Below are 1,139 nucleotides of genomic sequence, written 5' to 3' on the forward strand. Positions count from 1 at the left end.
ATCGTCGCGATGCCGTCCTTGCGGGACTCCTCCTGACCGGTGCAGATCGTGAAGGTCAGGGTGTCGATGAGGATGTCCGACTCGCGGATGCCCCACTTCCCCGTCAGGTCGGCGATGAGGCGCTGGGCGATGGCGACCTTGTGCTCGACGGTACGGGCCTGGCCCTCCTCGTCGATCGTCAGCGCGATCAGCGCGGCGCCGTGCTCCCGCGCCAGCTCGCTCACCTTCGCGAAGCGGGACTCCGGGCCGTCACCGTCCTCGAAGTTCACCGAGTTGATCACCGCCCGGCCGCCGAGCTTCTCCAGACCGGCCCTCAGGACCGGGACCTCGGTGGAGTCCAGGACGATCGGCAGGGTCGAGGCAGTGGCGAACCGCCCGGCCAGCTCCCGCATGTCCGCGACGCCGTCCCGGCCGACATAGTCGATGCACAGGTCAAGCATGTGCGCGCCTTCACGGATCTGGTCACGGGCCATCTCCACACAGTCGTCCCAGCGCGCCTCCAGCATCGCGTCCCGGAACTTCTTCGACCCGTTGGCGTTCGTCCGCTCACCGATCGCCATGTACGCCGTGTCCTGCCGGAACGGCACCGTCTGGTAGAGCGAAGCCGCGCCCGCCTCCGGCAGGGGGCTGCGCACCGTGATCTCCGCGCCCCGGACGCGTTCCACGACCTGGCGCAGGTGCTCCGGGGTGGTACCGCAGCAGCCCCCCACCAGCGACAGCCCGTACTCCCGCACGAACGTCTCCTGCGCGTCCGCCAGCTCCGAGGCCGACAGCGGATAGTGCGCACCGTCCTTCGTCAGGACCGGCAGACCCGCGTTGGGCATGCAGGAGATCGGGATCCGGGCGTTGCGCGCCAGATAGCGCAGGTGCTCACTCATCTCGGCCGGACCCGTGGCACAGTTCAGACCGATCATGTCGATGCCCAGAGGTTCCAGCGCCGTCAGCGCCGCGCCGATCTCCGAACCCAGCAGCATCGTCCCGGTCGTCTCCACCGTCACCGAGCAGATCAGCGGCACCCTCACCCCCAGCGCCGCCATCGCCCGGTGCGCACCCACCACCGAGGACTTCGTCTGCAGCAGGTCCTGAGTCGTCTCCACCAGCAGCGCGTCCGCACCACCCGAGATCAGACCCTCCGCATT

The 1,139-nt window shown here is 68.9% G+C and carries 1 protein-coding gene; it reads right to left on the minus strand.

What is annotated here, in order from left to right:
• Positions 1-1,139, minus strand: a 1,139-nt coding sequence (locus ABT106_RS32015; RefSeq protein ID WP_351284583.1) for a homocysteine S-methyltransferase family protein, incomplete at both ends; no start/stop codon positions are given.

The sequence above is a fragment of the Streptomyces sp. NPDC002044 genome, from assembly GCF_040296725.1.
Taxonomy (GTDB): domain Bacteria; phylum Actinomycetota; class Actinomycetes; order Streptomycetales; family Streptomycetaceae; genus Streptomyces; species Streptomyces antarcticus.